General features: G+C 65.2%; 22 protein-coding genes. 7 read left to right on the top strand and 15 right to left on the bottom strand.

What is annotated here, in order from left to right; translation table 11 throughout:
* Positions 1–429: 429 nt before the first annotated feature.
* The gene (locus SAJA_RS05330; protein ID WP_123657632.1) at positions 430–1509 is read right to left on the bottom strand and encodes a 3-deoxy-7-phosphoheptulonate synthase; all 1080 of its coding nucleotides are present in this window, start codon (positions 1507–1509) and stop codon (positions 430–432) included.
* A 91-nt stretch (positions 1510–1600) separates the two neighbouring features.
* On the opposite strand from SAJA_RS05330, the gene SAJA_RS05325 reads away from it, so the two are divergent.
* Genes SAJA_RS05325 through SAJA_RS05315 form a run of 3 tightly spaced genes read left to right on the top strand, consistent with a single transcriptional unit; the run spans position 1601 to position 4916 of the window.
* Positions 1601–3751: an FAD-dependent oxidoreductase gene (locus SAJA_RS05325; RefSeq protein ID WP_123657631.1), complete on the top strand. Its 2151-nt coding sequence runs from the start codon at positions 1601–1603 to the stop codon at positions 3749–3751.
* A 32-nt stretch (positions 3752–3783) separates the two neighbouring features.
* Positions 3784–4194 (top strand): hypothetical protein, encoded by a 411-nt coding sequence (locus SAJA_RS05320; protein WP_123657630.1) that lies wholly within the window; start codon positions 3784–3786, stop codon positions 4192–4194.
* The gene (locus SAJA_RS05315; protein ID WP_123657629.1) at positions 4191–4916 is read left to right on the top strand and encodes a sulfite exporter TauE/SafE family protein; all 726 of its coding nucleotides are present in this window, start codon (positions 4191–4193) and stop codon (positions 4914–4916) included. The genes SAJA_RS05320 and SAJA_RS05315 overlap by 4 nt, the downstream gene beginning before the upstream one ends.
* Positions 4917–4968: 52 nt before the next feature.
* On the opposite strand, the gene SAJA_RS05310 is transcribed toward SAJA_RS05315, so the two are convergent.
* The 13 genes from SAJA_RS05310 to radC form a co-directional block, all read right to left on the bottom strand.
* Complete coding sequence (locus SAJA_RS05310) at positions 4969–5217, bottom strand: GlsB/YeaQ/YmgE family stress response membrane protein (protein WP_123657628.1); 249 nt, start codon at positions 5215–5217, stop codon at positions 4969–4971.
* Between the two features lie 130 nt (positions 5218–5347).
* Positions 5348–6163 carry an SDR family NAD(P)-dependent oxidoreductase gene (locus SAJA_RS05305; RefSeq protein ID WP_123657627.1) on the bottom strand — a complete coding sequence of 272 codons (816 nt, stop codon included), beginning with the start codon at positions 6161–6163 and terminating at the stop codon, positions 5348–5350.
* A complete protein-coding gene (locus SAJA_RS05300; RefSeq protein WP_342777537.1) occupies positions 6150–6494 on the bottom strand; it encodes a YkvA family protein in 345 nt (114 codons plus the stop codon). Before SAJA_RS05300 ends, SAJA_RS05305 begins: the two co-directional genes overlap by 14 nt.
* A gap of 140 nt (positions 6495–6634) precedes the next feature.
* A complete protein-coding gene (locus SAJA_RS05295) occupies positions 6635–8233 on the bottom strand; it encodes an FMN-binding glutamate synthase family protein (RefSeq protein ID WP_123657625.1) in 1599 nt (532 codons plus the stop codon).
* Positions 8234–8310: 77 nt separating this feature from the next.
* Positions 8311–9126 carry a bifunctional DNA-formamidopyrimidine glycosylase/DNA-(apurinic or apyrimidinic site) lyase gene (mutM, locus tag SAJA_RS05290; RefSeq protein WP_123657624.1) on the bottom strand — a complete coding sequence of 272 codons (816 nt, stop codon included), beginning with the start codon at positions 9124–9126 and terminating at the stop codon, positions 8311–8313.
* Between the two features lie 4 nt (positions 9127–9130).
* Positions 9131–10003, bottom strand: a complete 873-nt coding sequence (locus SAJA_RS05285) for a DUF4340 domain-containing protein (RefSeq protein ID WP_123657623.1) — start codon at positions 10001–10003, stop codon at positions 9131–9133.
* Positions 10000–11355 carry a GldG family protein gene (locus SAJA_RS05280; RefSeq protein WP_123657622.1) on the bottom strand — a complete coding sequence of 452 codons (1356 nt, stop codon included), beginning with the start codon at positions 11353–11355 and terminating at the stop codon, positions 10000–10002. Before SAJA_RS05280 ends, SAJA_RS05285 begins: the two co-directional genes overlap by 4 nt.
* A complete protein-coding gene (locus tag SAJA_RS05275) occupies positions 11352–12122 on the bottom strand; it encodes an ABC transporter permease (RefSeq protein ID WP_123657621.1) in 771 nt (256 codons plus the stop codon). Before SAJA_RS05275 ends, SAJA_RS05280 begins: the two co-directional genes overlap by 4 nt.
* Entirely contained in the window at positions 12119–13057 is a 939-nt protein-coding gene (locus SAJA_RS05270; protein WP_123657620.1) for an ABC transporter ATP-binding protein, read from the bottom strand. The genes SAJA_RS05275 and SAJA_RS05270 overlap by 4 nt, the downstream gene beginning before the upstream one ends.
* Before the next feature lie 147 nt (positions 13058–13204).
* Positions 13205–13360, bottom strand: a complete 156-nt coding sequence (rpmG, locus tag SAJA_RS05265) for a 50S ribosomal protein L33 (protein WP_123657619.1) — start codon at positions 13358–13360, stop codon at positions 13205–13207.
* Positions 13360–13596, bottom strand: coding sequence for a 50S ribosomal protein L28 (rpmB, locus tag SAJA_RS05260; protein WP_123657618.1), 237 nt, complete (start codon positions 13594–13596; stop codon positions 13360–13362). Before rpmB ends, rpmG begins: the two co-directional genes overlap by 1 nt.
* Positions 13597–13762: 166 nt before the next feature.
* Positions 13763–14461, bottom strand: coding sequence for a hypothetical protein (locus SAJA_RS05255; RefSeq protein WP_123657617.1), 699 nt, complete (start codon positions 14459–14461; stop codon positions 13763–13765).
* A 117-nt stretch (positions 14462–14578) separates the two neighbouring features.
* Positions 14579–15253, bottom strand: coding sequence for a RadC family protein (gene radC / locus SAJA_RS05250; RefSeq protein ID WP_123657616.1), 675 nt, complete (start codon positions 15251–15253; stop codon positions 14579–14581).
* A gap of 65 nt (positions 15254–15318) precedes the next feature.
* Here radC and coaBC point away from each other — a divergent pair, with 65 nt between their 5' ends.
* From coaBC to argB, 3 genes are read left to right on the top strand one after another with little or no spacing between them, the layout of a single operon-like run.
* Entirely contained in the window at positions 15319–16539 is a 1221-nt protein-coding gene (gene coaBC, locus SAJA_RS05245) for a bifunctional phosphopantothenoylcysteine decarboxylase/phosphopantothenate--cysteine ligase CoaBC (RefSeq protein WP_123657615.1), read from the top strand.
* Between the two features lie 29 nt (positions 16540–16568).
* On the top strand, positions 16569–17024 hold the full coding sequence (gene dut / locus SAJA_RS05240) for a dUTP diphosphatase (RefSeq protein WP_123657614.1): 456 nt from the start codon (positions 16569–16571) through the stop codon (positions 17022–17024).
* 2 nt (positions 17025–17026) lie between these two features.
* Complete coding sequence (gene argB, locus SAJA_RS05235; protein ID WP_221180135.1) at positions 17027–17944, top strand: acetylglutamate kinase; 918 nt, start codon at positions 17027–17029, stop codon at positions 17942–17944.
* Here argB and pyrE read toward each other — a convergent pair whose 3' ends face one another.
* Positions 17945–18595 carry an orotate phosphoribosyltransferase gene (pyrE, locus tag SAJA_RS05230; protein WP_123657613.1) on the bottom strand — a complete coding sequence of 217 codons (651 nt, stop codon included), beginning with the start codon at positions 18593–18595 and terminating at the stop codon, positions 17945–17947.
* Between the two features lie 102 nt (positions 18596–18697).
* Here pyrE and SAJA_RS05225 point away from each other — a divergent pair, with 102 nt between their 5' ends.
* Positions 18698–19489: an exodeoxyribonuclease III gene (locus SAJA_RS05225; RefSeq protein WP_123657612.1), complete on the top strand. Its 792-nt coding sequence runs from the start codon at positions 18698–18700 to the stop codon at positions 19487–19489.
* Positions 19490–19493: the final 4 nt, after the last annotated feature.

The following is a 19493-nucleotide window of genomic DNA, read 5'->3' as shown; positions in this document are numbered from 1 at the left end:
CCAGTGCTGCTGGCGTTTTCGTTCAGCGGTGCCACGGCGGCCGGTTCTACGCCGCCGCCCAACGAGGGCGTGTTCAATTTTTACTGGCCACTACGACGCCGGAAGCGGTGGCGCCGTCATCCTCGCAACGACGCGATATCCGACCGCCATCGGCGTTTATCGGCGTCCATCTGCGGATAAATGTCTTAAGAAAAAGCCGTTCCGACTCAAGGCCGATGCGCCCCACAGCTCATTCAGAGCCGACAACGCCTTTCGCAAATCTGCGTAATCTGTGAAATCTGCGGATAGCCCTTCAAAGAACGCGCCCGGGTAGACAGTGGCGCCCGCGCAGCCGCCATGCCACGACAGCATGACCGCGATCTGCGTTGTTCGGCGTTCATCGGCGGATTGCCTTGAAGAACGCGCCCCGAGGAGAGGCGCGCGTTACCGCTAGTCGGTGTCGCTGCTATCGCCCAGGCCGCGGCGTTCGGAGACCGCATGGGCCAGGTCGCCCAGCAGTTTTTCCGTGTCTTCCCAGCCCAGGCAGGCATCGGTGATGGACACGCCGTATTCGGGCGCCATGCCGGGTACGAGTTTCTGGGCGCCTTCTTTCAAGTGGGATTCGATCATCACGCCGAAGACGGCCTTGCTGCCGGCGGCGATCTGGCCGCCGACGTCGTCGCCGACTTCCAGCTGTTTCTTGTGTTGCTTGCGGCTGTTGGCGTGGGAGAAATCGATCATCACATAGCCGGGCAGGTCGGCCTGGCCGAGCTGGGCGATCGCACCGGCCACGGCATCGGCGTCGAAGTTGGGCCCGTTGGCCCCGCCGCGCAGGATGACGTGGGAGTCGGCGTTGCCCGCGGTCTGAAAGATCGCGGACTGGCCTTCCTTGGTCAGCGACAGGAAATGATGCGAGTGGCGCGCGGCCCCCACGGCATCCACCGCGATCTTGATCGAGCCGCCGGTGCCGTTCTTGAAGCCGACCGGGCAGGACAGCCCGGAGGCCAGCTCGCGATGGCCCTGGGATTCGGTGGTGCGTGCGCCGATCGCGCCCCAGGCCACCAGATCGGCCAGGTATTGCGGGGTGATCAGGTCAAGAAACTCGACGCCGGCCGGCATACCGCGCTCGGCCAGATCGGCCAGCAGCTTGCGGGCCTGGCGAATACCCTTGTTGATCTGGAAGGAATCATCCAGATCGGGATCGTTGATCAGGCCTTTCCAGCCGACGGTGGTGCGCGGCTTTTCGAAATACACGCGCATGACGATGATCAGATCATCCGCATAGCGCTCGCGCAGTTCGGCCAGGCGCTCGGCGTATTCCAGGGCGGCGTCCACGTCGTGGATAGAGCAGGGGCCCACGACCACCACGAGCCGGTCGTCGTTGCCCGACAACACGTTTTGCATTGCACCGCGGGCCTCGTAGACGGTCGTGGCCGCGGCCTCGCTGACCGGCAGTTCGGTCAGAAGCGTCTCCGGCGAGACCAGTTCCTGAATACCTTGGATGCGCAAGTTGTCGGTTTCGTGTTTCATGGGGTCCGATCCCTTGAGGTTCGGGCAAATACGGCGGGTCGAAGTCTAGCAGACCTCGGTCCGCGCCCGCCTCGTCCATCGGTTGCAGACTATGACGTTTTCTCGTCTTGCCTTGGCGCTTGCGCTCGTGGCCATTGTGGTCGTCTATTTCGTGGCGGCACCGGGCACATGGCTGGGCGGGGTGTGCGCCGAGCAGGGGCTTGCCAGCGTGGCCTGCTTTGTCGATCAACGGGCGGCACTTGGCGGCTGGGTGGATCAGCATGTCTTGACCGCGGCTCTGGTCTATTTCGGCGTCTATATCGCGGTGACGGCTGCCTCGATCCCCGGGGCGGCCGTGCTCACGCTGGTCGGCGGGGCACTGTTCGGGTTGGTGATGGGCGTGGTGCTGGTCTCGTTTGCCTCAGCCATCGGCGCGAGCCTGGCGTTTCTGTCGGCGCGTTTCATACTGCGCGACTGGGTGAAAGCACGTTTTTCCAAACGCTTGGCCACGCTGGATCGCGGTATCGCGCGCGACGGCGCGTTCTATCTGTTCGCCCTGCGCCTGGTGCCGGTGTTTCCGTTTTTCGTGATCAATCTGGCGATGGGGCTCACGGCCATGCGCCTGGCCGTGTTTTATGTCGTCAGCCAGCTGGGGATGCTGGCCGGCACGGTGGTTTATGTGAATGCCGGCACCCAGCTTGGCCAGATCGATTCCGTGGGCGGCATCGTCTCGCCGGGGTTGATCGCGTCGTTCGTGCTGCTCGGGCTGTTTCCGCTGGCCGCCCGCTACGGCGTGGCGCTGGTGCGGCGCCGTCGGGCGCTGGCCGGCTACACGCGGCCCAAGCAGTTTGATCGTAACCTGATCGTCATCGGCGCGGGCTCGGCCGGCCTGGTGGCCGCGCTGATCGCGGCCACGGTCAAGGCCCGTGTGACGCTGATCGAAAAGAACACGATGGGCGGGGATTGTCTGAATACGGGCTGTGTGCCGTCCAAGGCACTGCTGCGCACCGCGCGCGCGGCCCATGACATGCGCCGCGCCGATCGTTTCGGGCTTGCGCCGGTCGAGCCGAGCTTCGATTTCCGTGACGTCATGACGCGCGTGAAAGACATCATCGCCACCATCGCACCGCATGATTCGGTCGAGCGCTACCAGAGCCTGGGTGTGGATGTACGCACCGACAGCGCACGGCTGGTCGATCCCTGGACGGTCGAGCTGGGTGATGGCACGCGTCTGACCGCGCGGGCGATCGTGCTGGCCACGGGGGCGGTGCCGGTCGTGCCGGATATCGAGGGCCTGGCCGAGGCCTGCCCGTTGACCTCGGACACGCTCTGGTCGCTCGAAGCCGTGCCGCAACGCCTGGCCGTGGTTGGTGCCGGGGCGATCGGCTGTGAGATGGCCCAGGCGTTCGCGCGGCTGGGGGCAACGGTCACGTTGATCGAACAGGGCGCGCATATTCTGCCGGTCGAGGACGCCGATATCGCTGACCGGCTGGCCGCCGTGCTCACCGATGAAGGCATCACCATCAAGACGGGTACGACGCTGGCCGCGGTGCACGTCCACGATCACGGGCAAGCGCTTGTCCTCGACGGCGATGAGCCGTTGGTGGTGGACCGGATCCTCATGGCCGTGGGCCGGGCGCCGCGTACCCAGGGCCTTGGCCTGGAAGATCTCGGCATCCTGCGCGACGGGCGTATCGCGGTGGATGCGCACTTGGCAACGGCCGTGCCCACGGTCTATGCCTGCGGCGATGCCATCGGTGGTTATCAACTCACCCATGCGGCCTCGCACGAGGCCTGGCATGCCACGGTCAACGCGCTGTTCGGCAGTTTCAAGCGTTTCGCCGTGAGCTATGATCACCTGCCCTGGTCAACCTATACCGAGCCCAACGTGGCGCATGTGGGCCATAACGAGGCCTCGGCGAGTGCGGCCGGTATCGATTACGAAATCACGACTTATGAACTGGCCGAACACGACCGAGCGCTGGCCGAATCGGCCACGGCCGGGGTCGTCAAGATACTGACCGTGCCGGGCAAGGACACGATTCTGGGTGCTTCAATTGTCGGCGAGAACGCCGGCGAATGGATCGCCGAGATCGTACTGGCCATGAAGCACGGCATCGGCCTGAACAAGATTCTGTCGACCATTCACAGCTACCCCACCCTGGCCGAGGCCAACAAGTTCGCGGCCAGCAACTGGAAAAAAGCCCACGCGCCGGACTGGGTCTTTCCCTGGCTGGCACGTTTTCATGCCTGGCGCCGCTGAACGCGCCGGGCTCTCAAACAGAAGGAAATCTGATGTCCGAGCGCACGCGTCTGGGTGTCGTGCTGTTGTTCATGCGGATCACGATCTTTGTCGTGATGGCCATGTGGACGATCGACAAATTCGTCAATCCGAGCCACGCCTCGCATGTGTACGAGGCCTATTACGGGCTCGGCGGCTTCGGGGTATCGCCGATCACGCTGATCGCGGTCGTTGAGGCGCTGATCCTGCTGGTGTTTGTCGCCGGGCGCCTCAAATTCTGGACATATGGCTTCGTGGTCATCGTGCACGGCGTGTCGACTCTGGCCGCCTGGGCACAGTATCTCGACCCGTTCGCCGGGCCGAACCTGCTGTTCTTTGCTGCCTGGCCGATGTGGGCCGCGGCCATTGCGCTGTTCGTACTGCGTGAGCGCGATATCTACACGCTGGGCCGCGATACGCGATGATTGTCGGGCTTAGCCTCGTCGCCCTGACGACTGCCGTGATCTCGGCGATGGCGGGCATGGGCGGCGGGATGATCTTGATTGGCGTGCTGTTTGCCGTCGGCATGGCGCCGGCGTTGGCGCTGCCCCTGCACGCCGGCGTTCAGTTGGCCTCGAACGGCTCGCGCTGTGTGGCCTATCGCGCGGATATCAAATGGTCGGCGCTGGGCTTGTTCTTGCTGGGTGCCGTACCGGTGCCGTTTTTGGTGGCGCCGTTAGTCGCGGCGGCTAACCCGGACGCGCTGCGGGTGGTGATGGCCGTGTTCATCGCCTTGGGCGTATGGCCGGTATGGGCCCGCTGGCTGCGTCTGCACGGGCGCGGCGGGTTATTGGTCGCCGGTGCCATCGCCGGCGTGATGGGCCCGCTGGTCGGCGGCATCGGCGTACTGGTTGCGCCGTTCTTTTTAAGAGACGACTGGAAGCGCGAAAACGTGATCGCCACGATGGCGGTGGGCCAGGCCTGCGGCCACGCGGCCAAGATCGCGGCGTTTTCCATGGCCGGCTATAGCGTGCTGGCCTGCTGGGATCTGCTGATTCCCATGGTGGCGGTCTCGATCATCGGCACCCTGGTGGGCCGGCGGCTTAACCACCATGTCTCGGAAGGCGTGTTTCGTGTCGTCGTGCGCGTGATCCTGATCGTGCTGGCGCTCAAGCTCGGTTTCGACGGTCTGCGCGGCTTGTTATAGACAAGAAAAAACCGGCACGAGGCCGGTTTTTCCAACGGTTTTCGCCGTTCGCCTAGCGAGCGACCGCGCGATAGATCGCCAGCAGGATGATAGCGCCCAGGATCGCGATCAGGAAGCTGCCGATATTGAAACCGGAGACGCCGCCGATACCCAGCGCGCTGCCGACAAAGCCGCCGACCACGGCACCCACGATACCGATGATGATCGTGACGATGATGCCGCCCGGATCCTTACCCGGCATGATCAGTTTGGCGATGGCGCCGGCAATGAGGCCGAAGATGATCCAAGCAATAATGCCCATATCTTAAAACTCCCATAACAAGTTGTTGTCTTTTGCACGAACACTGTGCGCTTGTCCGGTTGCACTCGCAAGACATGGCCGCGGGCGACCGTTCCTTGTCGGTTCAGGCCCTGAGGCGTCTCGTCTTATCTTATGACGACACGCCCTGGCGATAGCGGGCCTTGGCACGACGGCCCTTGGCCGCGAGCGCCGGGCGCAACAGCCGCGGAATGGCCGGAAACAGATAGCCCATCGTGGTCATGAAACGCGTCGAGGCCGGGCGCGTACGCTCGGTCTTGCCGTCGATGATGCAGGCCAGAATATCGTCGGCGATCTGCTCGGGCGTACTCATCGGCTGGGAGAACGTCAGATCGGTGACGGCATCGATATCCGAGAGGATGAAATCCGTGGCGATCGGCCCCGGTGAGACCACCGAGATCGATACCGCCCGATCGGCGAATTCCTCGGCCAGCGCATAGGTGAGCGCGCGCAGCCCGGCCTTGCTGGCGGAATACGTGGCGCTGCCCGGTACCGGCATGCGCCCGGCCACCGAGCCCACGTTGACGATCGTGCCGGCCCCGCTTTGTTCGAGCGCGGGCAGGGCCAGGCGCGATAGCACAAGCGGGGCGCGCAGGTTCACGTCGATCATCGTGGCCAGATCGTCAGCGCTCTGGTCAGCGAAATCGCCGCGATGATGCGCGCCGGCGTTGTTGATCAGGATATCCAGCCCGCCCAGGGCGGCCGTGGCCTGTTCGATCAGCCGCTCGGGGGCGCCGGGCTCGGCCAGATCAATGGGTATGGCATGGGCGCCGATCTCCTCGGCCAGTGCGCTCAGCCGGTCGGCGCGGCGGGCGGCGATGACCACGCCCACGCCGTGGGTGGCCAGCAGGCGGGCCGTGGCCTCGCCCACGCCGGAAGACGCACCGGTAACCAGCGCACGGCGTCCGGCCAGATTAAATATCGTCATGATTGAAGCTCGGCTTGTCGTGGGCGCGTCGTGTTGGGGGCTGCGAGCGGCCAAACCAGGCATTCAGGCGGCTCTGGGTTCGGGCTTTCACGTCGTCGTCGATATATTGCGAGATCGTGGCCACGGCCAGCGTGAGCGCGCCCAGGTCATCGGTCAGGCCCATGCCGAACAGCCAGTCGGGAATCGCATCGAAGGGCAGGATGAAATAAGCCAGTGCCCCGTAAGCCGTGGCCCGGGCCCAACGCGGCGTGTCCGGGCGCTGGGCGGCATAGTGCAGCCACAGCGCTTTTTCCAGCAGCTCGTGGCCGGCGCGCTTCAAGACATGCGACATCTTGGTCCAGAAGCGCGTCTCCGAATATTGATCGGCATAGTCGCGCAGTGCCGCCGGTGTCTCGGGCGGCGCATGCGAAGTGCGCCCGGCCGGCGGGCGACGACGGAATCGATCGGTGAACGCCATATCGAAGCTCCTGGCTAGGCTGCCTGGCTACGCGGCAGGAAACTCTCGGCCTGGGCACGGGCCCAGGCGCTCTCGTAGCGTCCGGCGCGATTGGAGACGAGCAGCTCGCCGGTCGCCAGGAAGCGATAGACCTGGTCCGCGGTCAGAATCTCGGAGTCACGGGTGCGTCGACACAGATGCTCGGGCGCGAGCTGGCCGGGATGATCCAGGCCCACGGTGGCCACGACTTCCTGCATGGCGGCCACGGTGGCCTTGTGAAAGGCATAGACCCGCTCGGCCTTGTCGGGCACGACCAGCGCGCGCTGGCGCCAGGCGTTCTGTGTGGCCACGCCCACCGGGCACCGATCGGTATGACAGGACTCGGACTGCACACAGCCCAGCGCAAACATGAAGCCACGGGCCGAATTGCACCAGTCCGCACCCAGCGCCATGTTCGAGGCCATGCGAAAGCCCGAGGTGATCTTGCCCGAGGCCCCCAGCTTGATGCGCTCACGAAGCCCGGCGCCCACCAGCGTGTTGTGGGCCCAGACCAGGCCTTCACGCAGCGGCGTGCCGACGTTGTCGGCCAGTTCCAGCGGGGCCGCCCCGGTGCCGCCTTCCGCGCCGTCGACGACGATGAAGTCCGGCGTGATGCCGGTCTTGAGCATGGCCTTGGCCAGGCTCATGAACTGCCAGCCGTGGCCCATGCACAGTTTGAAGCCCACCGGCTTGCCGTTTGCGCCCTCGCGCAGATCGGCGATGAATTCCATCATCTCGATCGGGGTCGAGAACGCGGTGTGATAAGGCGGTGAGGCACAGGTCTGGCCGACCTCCACGCCGCGTGCCTCGGCGATCTCGGGGGTGACCTTGGCACCGGGCAGCACGCCGCCGTGGCCGGGTTTGGCCCCCTGCGAGAGCTTGATCTCGATCATCTTGACCTGTTCTTCGGCGGCGTTGTCGACGAACTGTGCCCGGTCGAAGGTGCCGTCCTTGGCGCGACAGCCGAAATAGCCGCTGCCCAGCTCCCAGACCAGGTCACCGCCGTGCTCGCGATGATATTTCGAGACCGAGCCTTCGCCGGTATCGTGGAAAAAGCCGCCTTTCGCGGCGCCCTTGTTGAGTGCGGAAATCGCGTTGGCCGACAGTGAGCCGAAACTCATGGCCGAAATATTCAGCGTGGAGGCCGAATAGGGCTGGCTGCAATCCGGCCCGCCGATCAGTACGCGTGGCGGTGTTTGGGCCGGTTCGCGGGCCGCCATGGAATGCGCCAACCATTCGTGGCCCTCGGCATACACGTTGAGTTCGGTGCCGAACGGGTCGGAGTCGTTGTCGCCCTTGGCCCGGGCATAAACCTGGCTGCGCTGCTCGCGCGAGAAGGGCGCGGCCTCGGTGTCTGATTCGATCAGATACTGACGAATCTCCGGGCGAATGGCCTCGAAGAACCAGCGAAAATGTGCCAGCAGCGGATAGTTGCGCAGCAGCGCATGCTCCGACTGGAACAGATCACGCAGCCCGATCACAAGAAAGATCACGGCAATGATGAAAAACAGGCCGAAATAACGCGGCAATACCCACGTCCCCAGGCCGAACAGCAGCGTGGCGAGCGCGGCGGCAATCAGGGCGATATAACGCATGGCGTGGACCGAAATAAGAGGTATCAGCGCACCTTACGAGCCTGCACGGCGCTTGTCACTTACACCGGATCGGCCGTTTAGCGTTGGCAGCCTGGACAGAAGAACGTACTGCGCTGGCCGATCACCTCACGCCGGATCACGCCGCAGCCGCGCGGGCAGGGCGCGCCTTCGCGGCCATAGGCGGCCAGCGAGAGCTGGAAATAGCCGGTATCGCCGTCGACGCCGATATAGTCGCGAAGCGTGGTGCCGCCGACGGTGATCGCCCGGGCCAGCACGGTCTTGATCGCCTCGGCCAGGCGGTCGTAGCGGGCGCGCGAGACACTCTGAGCGGGCCGACGCGGATGGATGCCGGCCATGTGCAGGGCCTCGCAGGCATAGATATTGCCCACACCGACGACGACCTGGCTATCCATGATGAACGCCTTGATCGCAGTACGCCGGCGCGCGGCCTGGGTCTTGAGCCAAGCGCCGTCGAAGTCGTTCGACAACGGCTCGGGGCCTAGCCGGGCCAGCAACGAAAACGTTTCCGGGGGCTCGGTCAGCCAGAAGATCGAGCCAAAGCGCCGGGCATCGTTGTAGCGCACGACCCAATCGTTGGTCAGCTCGATATCGACATGATCGTGGGCGACCAGCGGCGTGCCGGCAGCCACGATACGCAGCCGCCCCGACATGCCCAGATGCAGACAGACATGGCCGGTATCGGCGGCGAACAACAGATACTTGGCACGGCGTGCCACGCCGTGGATCGTCTGGCCGGGCAGCTCGGCGGCGAGTGTGTCGGTGACCGGCCAACGCAGCTGCGGCTGGCGCACGATCACGGTACGCACCTGCTGGCCCATCACATGCGGCTCGATGCCGGCACGCGTGGTCTCGACTTCGGGAAGTTCGGGCATGGCCCTATTTTGACAGACCCGGGTGCACCAGATTCAAAAGCGGGCCGATGCGATTGCCGGCCAGATGATAATCCACGCCGAGCGCCTCGCTGCGCAGCACGAGATTGGGCCCGCGCTCGATAATGTCGAAGACCTGGCGTGAGGTATCGCCAAAGACCAGCGTCACGCGGGCCAGGCGCTCACGCGAGCGATCCGCCGGCACGACGGCCAGCGCGGCCGCCCGACGCCAGGCCGAGGCCGTGGCCGCAGCCGCCGCAGCGCCTCGTGTCTCATCGGGCTGAACCTGCCAACCGGTCGTCGTGTTCTCGAGCGTGTAATCCGGCAACACGATGCGGCGCAGCGCGCGGTTGTCAGGCAAGAGGGCGCGATCCAGCCAGTCGGTCCAGTGCCAGGCCAGGTTGTCATAGTGGGCCAGAGGCACCAGCCAGGTCTGGCCGGCGGCGGCCACATAGCGTGTGGCCCCGTTCGGGCCTGGCCCGCCGATGCGTACCGGCGGGCTGTCGTCGTATTGCACCACGAGCGGCGTATCCAGCCCGGTGACCTCGCCCGACAGATCATGGCCATCAACGCGGCGCAGCGCCTCACTCGTGCGCAGGGCGTGGATGATCTCCAGATGCGCGGCGTCAGCTCTTGCATTGACCGGCGATATCACACGCCAGCGGCCATCGTGTTTCGACAGCCGAACCTGGTCGGCGCCGCGGCGCACCCGCAGGTGCGTCGGGCCGTCAGCGGCCAGGCCGAGCTGCTGGCCGAGAGACGTTGTCGCCTCGGCCGGGCCCGCATCGTCCGCGGGCCACAGGCTCGGCAGCAACACCAGCACGCCGAGCAGCCCGACCAGACCTGCCAGCGCCAGGTTGATGACGAGCCGGCGCGTCATCGGCGTCGCCGACGCAGGCCCCAGCGCAGCCCGCCGATCAACAGCAGCCCGATCGGCAGGGCAACGACGAACACGGCCCGCAGATCGGCCAGGCGCCCCGGAGCCAGAACAAGCCGGGCATCGGGGGCCTCGGGCACGTCGATGGCGATCTGGCGGTCACGCCCGGCCAGCCATTGCACGATCGCCAGCCCCAGGCGTCGATTGCCCAGCAGGGCCAGATGGCCGTTATCCAGAAAATCGCTGTCGGCAACAACACCCGCGCGCTGGGCTCGTGTCGCGCTTGCGCTGTCGTCGGCATCGCGTTGTCGGTTCAGCGCATAGCCCAGGGTCAACGGGCCGAGGCGATCACCGGCATCCGGCTGGTAGGTGATGCTGTTGCCCTCCAGCGAGCCGGTTTCCAGCCAGCTGCGCGTGGCCGAGCGCAGAATCACATCGGCCTGCCAGCCGCTGTCGCTGTCGCCGGCCAGCGCGCCGGCAAACGGAAACAGCGTCACCTGGTTGAGCGAGCGCGTGATGGGCGTGTTCGGATACTGGGCGATCGCACTGATCGCCGGGCTTGTCGTGCCCAGCGTCTGGTAGTCGGGATAGACCACCGTGCCGGCCAGAAACGAGATCCCCAGATCGTCGGCCAACGGCGTGAGCCCGTAGCGCGGGCCCGGGTCATCCAGCCAGAGCAGGGTGCCGCCGTTATCGACATAGCGCCTGATCATGTCGATCTCGCCGGGCAGATAACGCTGCTGGGGCGAGGCGATGACCAGCACGCCGGTGTTGTCCGGCACCGCGTGCGCGGCGGCCAGGTTCACGTTGCGTGTTCGTAGCCCCTGGGCATCCAGCGCGGCCGCGAAGTCGGCATAGCCGGCGGTGGCCGTGTCATCGAGGCCGCGCTCGCCGTGGCCGGCCACGAACACGATCCACGGCGAGCCGCCGGGCGAGACACGCTGCAAGGCCTGGGTGACGCTGGCCTCGTCGTATTGATCGATCTTGGCCGTGCGGTCATCAACGCGCACGACCACGGCGCCGTCGGGCCCGATATTCAGCTCGCGCACACGACGCGGGTGACGGGCCGGATCACGAAATTCCAGCCGGATACGGGCATCGGCGTTCACGTAGCGGCCCAGGCGCTCGCGCAGGCGCTGGCGTTCGGTGCCCGGATACATATAGGCCACGAACGTGATCGGGCCGTCCAGGGCCTCGATCACCCGTTGGCTGGCCGTCGACAGCCCGTGGCGTTGATCGGCCGTCCAGTCGAAACGCGCCGAGTAGCGCTGGCCGGCCAGAATAGCCAGAACGGCCGCGGCCAGAATCAGGGCCACTGACAACAGGAGGCTGATCCGTCGTAGCGCGATGTTCATCGACGTTCGGCGTCCAGGCGCAGCACGGTCAAGGCCAGACAGGCGAGCACGAAGACCGCGAAATAAACCAGATCGGCGGTGGTGAACAGCCCGCGCAACAGGCTATCCAGATGGCCGATCGGCGAGGCGCCGCGAATCATGCCGGCGATATCCAGGGCATGGTCAAAGACCACGGGCTGCCAGTCGATCGCCGATACGGCATAGGCCAGCCAGGCCAGCAGGATCGCGGTCAGGGTGATCACCGCGGCCAGGCTCGGCTCGCGGGTCATGGCCGAGGCCAGTAGCCCCAGGGCCGCAAAGCTTGCCATCATCAGCCAGAGCCCGATCAGCCCGGCCGCCAGGATGCCCATATCCAACGGGCTGAAGACCGCCAGCGCGGCCGGCATGGCCGCGGTGAGCGCCCAGATCAGGGTGAGATAGCCCATAACGCCGAAAAACTTGCCGGCCACCAGCGCGCTCGTACCGATCGGGCTGGCCACCAGCCAGGGCCAGGTGCCCTGTTTGCGCTCTTCGGCGATGCTGCGCATGGTTAAAAGCGGCACCACCAGCAACAGAATCAAGGTGACGAACCGCATCAACCCGCCGGCCACGAAGACCGTTACCCCGCCGGCATCGGCCAGCGCGTTGGGATTATTCTGGATATCGGTCAGCGTCATCACGAACAACAGCCCCGTGAGCAGCTGGGTCATGGCGGCCAGCACCCAGGACAGGGGGGAGACGAACAGCCGACGGGTTTCCAGGCGCATGATCGCCAGCGTCGCGCTCATGGCCGTGCCTCATGGCGGGCTGGCGTCTGGCCGGTGGCCGTCATGAAGCGATGCTCAAGATCATTGCCTGAGGCGCGTAGCCCGACCAGCCCCCAGTTGTGGATGACCGACAGCTCGACCACGCGCGCACGGATATCCGTGCCGGGCGCGCCGCGCAGGCGAACACGGCCCGCGCCCATCGGTTCGGCGGCCTGAATCTCGGTGAAACCGGTCAGCGCGTCGGGCGCGGGTGCCCTGAGGCAGGTCATCTCGATCCAGCGCGTCTCGTCGTCGCTCATGGGCCCGTCGAGCACGATACGCCCGCCGGCGACGATCACCGTGCGGGTCGCCACCGCCTGGATCTCGGCCAGCAGATGGCTTGAAAGAATCACGGCGTGATCGGCCGACAGCCGGGCGATCAACTCGCGCATGCCGCGTAGCTGGCTCGGGTCGAGCCCGGAGGTCGGTTCGTCCAGCAGCAGCAGGGCCGGCCGATGGACGATGGCCTGGGCCAGGCCGACCCGCTGAGCCGTGCCCTTGGACAGGCCGCCAACGAGCCGGCGTCCGATATCGGCCAGCCCCGTATCGTGTTTGGCGCTGGCCACGGCATCAAGCCGGGCCGCGCGCGGGATCTGTTGCAGGCGGGCGGCCAGATCCAGGCTTTCATCCACGGTAAGCTCGCCGTAGAGCGCCGGGCGCTCGGCCAGATAACCGATATGACGCTTGGCGCGGCTTGGCGCGCGCGCCAGATCATGGCCGGCGATACGGATACGCCCGGCGTGCGGGGCCAGCGTGCCGGCCAGCAGCTGCAGAATCGTGCTCTTGCCGGCCCCGTTAACGCCCAAAAGCCCCACGACGTCGCCCGGAGCGACGCTCAGATCGATATCGGCCACGCCGGGGTGGCGGCCGTAGTGGCGTACGAGCCCGGTCGCTTCCAGCAGCGGCGTGTTATCCATTGAACCGATACGACCCGTTGCGTGATGCCCAAACTATCCGGCAGACACTGTAGGCCGAGCCGCTCGGGCAGGCTCTAACGTTATACCCGCCGCCCACGAAAAAGCCGGCTCGCGGCCGGCTTGATCGTTGGATCCGAAACCCAAGAGCTACTTGATCTTGGCTTCCTTGAAGGTCACGTGCTTGCGCGCCTTGGGATCATACTTTTTGATTTCGAGCTTGTCGGGCGTGTTCCGCTTGTTCTTGTACGTGGTGTAGAAGAACCCGGTGTCCGCGGTGGAGACCATACGAATCTTTTCGCGCATTAGACTTTCTCCCCACGTTTGCGCAGATCGACGAGCACATCGTCAATTCCGCGGCGATCGATGATACGCATACCCTTGGCCGACACCTTTAGACGCACGTAGCGGTTTTCGGTGCCTACCCAGAAGCGATGCCAGTGCAGATTGGGCACAAAGCGGCGGCGCGTCTTGTTGTGGGCGTGCGATACGTTGTTACCGGACATCGGCTTCTTGCCGGTGACCTGACAAATCTGTGACATGTTTTCGACTCCTGGTCGCGCGCTATCGGCGTCGGCGAGCCGCGTATTTAACCATCAACGCGAAAGCCGTACAACCGGGATCTGCAACCTTTTATCCCGTGCCAACGAAAACACCCCGCCGGGCGGGGTGTTTTTCTTGCGCGGTAGCGCGAATCTTCTAAGCGTCTTAGAAGTTGAGACGCGCGCCCACGCTGACTTCGTTACGAAAGTTCGCGTCCTGCGGGCCGTAATCGACGTCGGTACGGTCATAGCCGGCAGTCAGAGCGAGATGCTGGTCTTCGCTGAGATAGCCGACGAGCTGCAGGCCGTACTCGAAGCCGTCCGGGCTGCCGTAGCTGGCCTGGCCGCCGGAAATGCTGCCGTAGTCGACCCACTTGGCGTGCGGGTTGATCTCGACCTGCGGATCAACCATCCAGCGCAGACCGGCCGTGATGCTGTAGCCCGTGCCGGTGGCATCGTCGCCGCCGACAGCATTACGAAACTCCAGGCGCTCGTAGCTGCCCAGGCCGTAGATGTCCACGCCGGTATCTTCGGCACCGCCGTAGTCGATGAAATAGTGCGTGCCCAGGCCGACGTTCGCACGGTTGACGTCGATGCTGCTGTTGCTCAGCTCCAGACGATCATAGCCGCCCTGAAGGATCAGGTTGGCGGGAAACTCGTAGGACACGTCGAAGCCGTAGCCGTCGTAATCCTTGTCGTCGCCGCCTTGGGCATTCTCAAGCTTGCCCTGCGGAATATATTGTCCCTGAACGTAGGTGTAACCCGGGCCGTCTGTGTCTTCGCTTGACGTGAAGAAACTCGGCGCTGCAAACGAGGCAGCGGCGGGAATCATGCTGGCGCCAATGATAAACGCGGCTTTTTTCATGGTGGTCTCCAATTCGTTGCCGGATAGGGGGAATCCAGCGACTAGAAATATAGAAAGCCGCTTCGACAATGTCAACGAAAAATTAAGCAATCGTTTCGATAGCTTCAAGGTTGTCGTTTACATCATTCCGCGCTCGGCCAGGCTGGTGATGCTCTCACGCCCGATAACCAGGTGATCCAGCACGCGAATATCCACCAGATCCAGGGCGGCGATCAGGCGTTTCGTGATATCGCGATCGGCCCCGGAGGGCTCGGCAACGCCCGACGGGTGGTTGTGGGCCAGAATCACGGCGGCGGCATTATGCCTTAAAGCCGCCTTGACGACTTCGCGCGGGTAAACGGCCGCGCCGTCGATGGTGCCGCGAAACAGCTCCTCGAACACGATCACGCGATTACGGTTGTCCAGAAACAGGCAGGCAAAGATCTCGTGTTCGCTGCGGGCCATATGCATCGACAAGTAGGCCCGCGTGGCCTGGGGATCACTCAGGACATCGCGGCTCATGAAGGCTTCACCGGCATGGCGCCGTGCCATCTCGAGCACGGCCTGAAGCTGGGCGAACTTGGCCGTACCCAGCCCGCGGGTCGCGCTGAAGCGTTTCAAATCGGCCGCCAGCAAGGCATCCAGGCTGCCGTATTCGACGAGCATCTGACGCGCCAGATCGACCGCGCTCGTGCCGGCCACGCCGGTGCGCAGGAAGATCGCCAGCAGCTCGGCGTCGGACAGCGCGCCAGCGCCGCGGGCCAGCAGTTTCTCTCGTGGCCGCTCGCTGGCCGGCCAGTCTCTGATTCCCATGGATTCCCCCCGATCGTTTGTGTCACGACGATCCCCCACGGCGCGTCGCCGGGTACAATCAAGCCATGCAAAGCCTGACTCGACAACGGGTGCTGCTGGCCATCACCGGCAGCATCGCCGCCTACAAGACACCGATCCTCGTGCGCCAGCTGATTGCGGCCGGCGCTGAGGTTCAGGTGGTGATGACCGCTGCGGCCAAGCGTTTCGTGGCTCCCATGGCCCTGGCCGCAGTGTCCGCCCACGCGGTGCGCGATGATCTCTGGGACGAGACGGCCGAGCTCAACATGGGCCATATCGAGCTGGCGCGCTGGGCGGATGTGATGCTCGTGGCTCCGGCCAGTGCCGACGTGCTGGCCCGTCTGGCAAACGGCCTGGCCGATGACCTGGCCACCACGATCGCACTGGCCACCACCGCGCCGATCATCGTCGCCCCGGCCATGAACCACGTCATGTGGGCGCATCCGGCCACGCGCGCCAATATGGATACGCTCATCGCCCGCGGGGTGAGCTGTATCGGCCCGGATACCGGCGCATTGGCCGAGCGCGAAAGCGGGGCCGGGCGCATGAGCGAGCCGGACACGATCGTGGCCGCCCTCGCCGAGAGGATGGCGCCGGCCGGTGCCAGGCCGCTTGCCGGGCAGCACGTATTGGTGAGCGCCGGGCCGACCCGCGAAGCGCTGGATCCGGTGCGTTATCTGACCAATCACTCATCCGGGCGCATGGGCTATGCGCTGGCCGCCGCGGCGGCGCACGCCGGGGCGCATGTCTGTCTGGTGTCCGGGCCGACCACGCTGGCCGTGCCGGCAGGCGTACGCCGGGTCGATGTGCAATCGGCCGCGGATATGCACGCGGCGGTGATGGCTGAAATCGAGGCCGCCGATGTCTTCATCGGGGCCGCGGCCGTGGCCGATTATCGCCCGGCCGATATCGCGACCGACAAGATCAAGAAATCCGACGGCGATGCCGAGATCCGTCTGGTGCGCACCCGTGACATCATCGCCGACGTCGCCCGCGACTACCCACGGGTTTTCACCCTGGGCTTTGCCGCCGAGACCACCGATATGGAGGCCGCGGCCCGCGACAAGCGTGCCCGCAAGGGGCTGACCATGATCGCCGGCAACGTCGTGGGCCCCAACGATGCCTTCGGCCGCGACGACAACGCGCTGTTCGTGGTCGACGCGGCCGGCGCGCAGTATTACGAGCGTGACACCAAGGCAGCGCTGGCCGAGCGCCTGATAGCCCAGATCGCCGAGCGCCTGGCCGACAAAACCGGCCAGCGCGCCTGAATCTTTTCAAACACCCGTTGCCGAGCCGCATGAAACAACTACAGGTCAAACGCCTCGATGCCCGCCTGGGCGATGAATTTCCGATGCCGGCTTATGCCACCGAAGGCTCGGCCGGCCTGGATCTGCGGGCCATGATCGAGGCCCCCTTTGAGCTGGCCCCGGGCGGCTGTGAGCTGCTGGCCACCGGGCTTGCCATCTGGATCGAGGACACGGCACTGGCCGGGCTGATCCTGCCGCGCTCGGGCTTGGGCCATAAACACGGCATCGTGCTTGGCAACGGCGTGGGCCTGATCGATTCCGATTATCAGGGCGAGCTGAAGGTCTCGGCCTGGAACCGCTCGAGTCAGCCCTACACGATCGAGCCCGGCGCCCGTATCGCCCAGCTCATCCTCGTGCCCGTGGTCATGGCTGAGCTGGCCGTGGTCGATGAATTTGCCGCCAGCGGCCGCGGCAGCGCCGGTTTCGGCTCGACCGGACAACACTAAGCATGGAAGAGAACAAGCGCATGTCGCTGGATCCCGAACAAGCCGCCCGCGTGGCCCGTGTGCTGGGCGAGGCATTGCCCTATATCCGGCGTTTTGCCGGCAAGACCGTGGTCATCAAATACGGCGGCAACGCCATGACCGACCCGGCGCTCAAATCCGGTTTCGCCCGCGATATCGCGCTGATGAAGCTGGTGGGCTTCAACCCGGTGGTCGTCCACGGCGGCGGGCCACAGATCGGGCGCGTGCTCGAACAGGTCGGCAAGCGCACCGAGTTCATCCGCGGCATGCGCGTCACCGATGCCGAGACCATGGACGTGGTCGAAATGGTGCTGGGCGGCCTGGTCAATAAAGAGATCGTCAACCTCATCAACCAGCACGGCGGCCGGGCCGTGGGCCTGACCGGCAAAGACGGCGGCCTGATCACCGCGCGCAAGCTCACCCTCGACGACGAGACGGCCGATCTGGGCTTCGTGGGCGAGGTCGCCGATATCGATGCCCGTATCGTGCGGCGCCTGGAGGCCGATGATTTCATCCCCGTCATCGCGCCCATCGGCGTCGGAACGGACGGCAAGAGCTACAACATCAACGCCGATCTGGTGGCGGGACGCATTGCCTCGGTCCTGAACGCCGAAAAACTCATGCTGCTGACCAACACGCCGGGCGTGCTCGACGGCGACGGCCATCTGCTGACGGGCCTGACCATCGAACAGGTCGAGACCCTGATCGCCGACGGCGTGATCCACGGCGGCATGCTGCCCAAGATCCAGTGCGCGCTGGATGCCGTGGCCGACGGCGTAACCGCCGCCCATATCGTCGATGGCCGGGTCGATAACGCCGTGCTGCTGGAGCTGTTCACCGATGCCGGCGTGGGCACCCTGATCGGTCGCTCGGCCTCGGCGGCGACGGGCACGCCGAGCTAGTCACACGCCGTAGCGTGCGCGATAGCCTTCGATCGCCTCGATCTGTTCCGCGCCCAGGCCGTTGACACGGGCATAGGCGATCACGTCGGCCAGGGTGGCCACGGCGATCGTCGGGATGCCTTCGTCCTCGGCGAGTGCTGCCAGTGGGGAGCGGCCGTCGGAACCGCGTTCCTGACGATCCAGAGCGATGAGCACGCCGGCGATCTCGGCGCCGGCGGCGCGGATGGTGGCGATGGCCTCGCGCACGGCCGTGCCGGCGGTGATCACGTCATCGACGATGACCACGCGCGTGCCCAGCGGCGCCCCGACGAGGGTTCCGCCTTCGCCGTGGGTCTTGGCTTCCTTGCGGTTGTAGGTGAACGCCACGTCATGACCGTGATCGGCCAGGGCGGTGGCCACGGTGGCCACCAGCGGGATGCCCTTGTAGGCCGGGCCGAACAGGCTGTCGTAGTCGATGCCGGCCTCGGCCAGCGTCGCGGCGTAGGCCGCGGCCAGGCGTTTCATGCCGGCGCCGGAGGCGATCTCGCCCATATTGAAGAAATACGGGCTGACACGGCCGGATTTCAGCGTGAATTCACCAAATTTGAGCGCGTTGTAGTCATCGGCCAGCGCCAGGAAATCCTGGGCATGATCGCGGGCGGTGTCGGGCATGGGCACGGGGTCCGTCATCGATGGGCAAGCACGTATGATAAGAGCCTTGAGACGATGCGGCGAGCCGTATCACGTCAGTCACGAGCAACAGGAAGACGCGTCATGCGGGTGATGTCCTTCAACGCCAACGGCATACGTGCCGCCCAGCGCAAAGGCTTTTTCGAGTGGATGGCCGCCCAGGATCCGGACGTGGTCTGTATTCAGGAGTTGAAGGCACAACAGCATCAGCTGGCGGGCATCGAGGCCTTCTGGCCGGTTGGCTATCACTGTTTCTATGAAGAGGCGACCTCGCGCAAGGGCTATTCCGGCGTGGCGATCTATACCAAGCGCGCGCCGGATCAGGTCATTCGCGGCATGGATCATCCGGAGTTCGATGCCGAGGGTCGGTATATCGAGGCTGTGTTCGAGCAGGACAACGGCCCGCTGCGTATCGCCAGTCTCTATGCGCCTTCGGGTTCCTCGGGCGATCATCGCCAGGATTCCAAGGTGCGCTATCTGGTGCACTTCATCGATGTGTTGCAGGCCAAGGCCGCGGCCCCCGGCGAGTATCTGGTCTGTGGCGACTGGAATATCGCGCACAAGGAAATCGATCTGAAGAACTGGAAGAACAACAAGAAGAATTCCGGTTTCTTGCCGCACGAGCGCGCCTGGATGGATCGCCTGTTCGACGAGATCGGCCTGGTGGATGTCTTTCGCGGGGTCAATCCGAACGAGGATCAGTTCACCTGGTGGTCCCAGCGCGGCGCGGCCTGGGACAACAACGTGGGCTGGCGTATCGATTATCACGTGGCGACACCGGGCCTGGCTGCCACGGCCACGGCCGAGCACGTCTATCGTGAAACCCGGCTGTCCGATCATGCCCCGCTGACGATCGATTACGATGCCCCGCTCTGAGTTT

The sequence above is a fragment of the Salinisphaera japonica YTM-1 genome, from assembly GCF_003788585.1.
In the GTDB taxonomy this organism is placed as follows: Bacteria; Pseudomonadota; Gammaproteobacteria; order Nevskiales; family Salinisphaeraceae; genus Salinisphaera; species Salinisphaera japonica.
Note: the sequence above shows the minus strand (reverse complement) of the source record. Positions and strands in the feature narration are given on the sequence as shown.